2 protein-coding genes are annotated in these 2037 nt (G+C 73.6%); both read right to left on the reverse strand.

Going from position 1 to position 2037, the window contains the following annotated elements; translation table 11 throughout:
- Positions 1 to 471 (reverse strand): hypothetical protein (locus tag H0488_RS23025; RefSeq protein WP_183101504.1); only part of this gene is annotated, 471 nt, incomplete at its 3' end.
- Between the two features lie 170 nt (positions 472 to 641).
- Positions 642 to 2037, reverse strand: a 1396-nt coding sequence (locus H0488_RS23030) for a trypsin-like peptidase domain-containing protein (protein ID WP_183101505.1), incomplete at its 5' end; no start/stop codon positions are given.

Raw genomic sequence — 2037 nt, forward strand, 5'->3', positions numbered from 1 at the left:
CGCGGACCACTCGCTGCCGAGGCAGCGGCGGAGCTCCACCGCTGGCTGCGGGACGTCCACCCAGCCCAGCAGTACGTCGACCGCGCGGCGCCGCAGCACCCACGCGACCGCGGCCACGAGGCCGGCCGCCGCGTGCGCGAGCAGCATCGGCCAGGTCAGGCCGAGCAGGGCGTCGGATCCCGCTCCGTGGCGGTGGAGATCACCGCCGGCGGTGAGCGCGACCAGCCAGGCGTGCAGGAGGACCTGGAGACCGACCAGCGCGGGCAGCATCACGCGGACCGGAGCCCGGCCGCGCAGCACCAGCAGGCTCGCGCCGTACGCCGTCGCGGCGACCGCCAGCAGCCAGCCCGCCGACGGCAGCTGACCCCCGGCGGCGGTGTGGGCGAGCGCGAGGGCCGTGGTCGTCTCGGCCGAGGCCAGTCCTGCGGACAGGCGGACCCCGGACCGGGGCACCTCACGCAGGATCAGCACGCGGCCATGATGCCGGAGCGTCGTCGGACGTCATACGGCACGGCCCCTATGACGGCCGGGACGTATGACGTTGCGCGGGACGTCATACGTCCGAGCGGCGATGGGTCCGCGGACGTATGACGTCCTGCCGCATCCGGCCGCTGCTCGGCACCCGGGCAGGGAGCGTGGGGTCAGCCGACGGCGAGCTCGGCGCGCTCGATCAGAGCCTTGACGATGTCGATGGCGCGGATCCGGCCGCTGGTCACCGGCGAGCCGCTCGGGTCGAACTGGAGGGCCGTCGGGAGGCCGATGAGGTTGCCGTCGTTGTCGACGGCCATGCCGCCGGAGTTGCCGGGCGCGATCCGGGCTTCGGTGTCGAACTCCGAGCGCGGTCCGAGGTCGGGATCGTTGAGGACGGTGGAGATGACGCCGGTGGTGACGGTGATCGAGTCCCCGGAACCGGCGACGGCCGGAAAGCCGAGCACCGTGACGTCGTCTCCGGCGCGAACCTCCGCGGAGCTGCCGATCGGGACCGTCGGCAGGGACACGTCGCCGTCGAGCGGCGACCCGTCGGCCTTGGCGCAGATCTGGATCACGGCGACGTCGAGGTAGCCGTCGGCCTCGATCACGCACGCGCGGTACTCCGGGGGCGCGGTGGTGTCGGTCGCGCCGTCGGTGATCGAGATCAGCAGGTACTCCGGGTTGGCGATCGCCGCCTCCGGGCCGTACTGCTCGACGATGCCGGGCGACTCGGGCGCTGCGACGTGGGCGTTGGTCAGGATCAGGCCGTCGGAGCGGATGATCGACCCCGAGCCGGCGTACGCGAACTCCTGGCTCGGGTCCTCGAGGGCATGGCTCTCGGCGATGATCTTCACCGCGGCTGCCTTCGCCGAGTCGAGCTCGGCGTCGGTGAGCTCGTCCGGCGAGTCCGGGCCCGACGATCCGTCGGTGGGCGTGGTGCCGGGCGCCGAGTCCGAGGGCGTGCTGTCGGCGAGCGGCTCGTCGTCGTCACGGCTGAGCAGCACCGTGGCGGTCGCGATGCCGAGGATGAGCACGAGCACGCCGGCCACCACTCCCGCGATCAGCAGGGTGCGGGCGAGGCGGCGGCGCGCGATCCGCTTCTCCTCCTCGACCGCCGAGAGGATCGGCACGAGAGTGAGCTCGGGACCGGCGACCGGGTGACCGAGGCGCAGCACGGTGCGCTCGTCGAACTGCTTGGTGGTGATCCGTCGGCCGTTGAGGAACGTGCCCTCGTTGGACTGGTTCGTGTAGGTCCAGCCGCGCGGAACACTGGTGACCGTCCCGTGCATGCGGGACGACGCCGGGTCCTTGAGCACCACGGTGCAGTCGGGCAGCCGACCGATCGTGATCTGCGCGGGGTGCCGGAACCGGTGCTCCTTCCCCTCGGCGACGAGCAGCAGGTCCGGGCCGGTGCGCACCGGCGCGGGCGCACCCGGAGCGGCCGGAGCCGCGGACTGGGCGGCGAGCACCTGCGTCTGGTCGAGGCCGGCCGGGATCACCGGGGGCGGCTGCGGCGCGGACGGGCGGGAGACCCGGGTGCCGGACGGTCCGGCAGCCGCCGCGCCG

This window comes from Nocardioides pelophilus (assembly GCF_014180685.1).
GTDB lineage: Bacteria > Actinomycetota > Actinomycetes > Propionibacteriales > Nocardioidaceae > Nocardioides > Nocardioides pelophilus.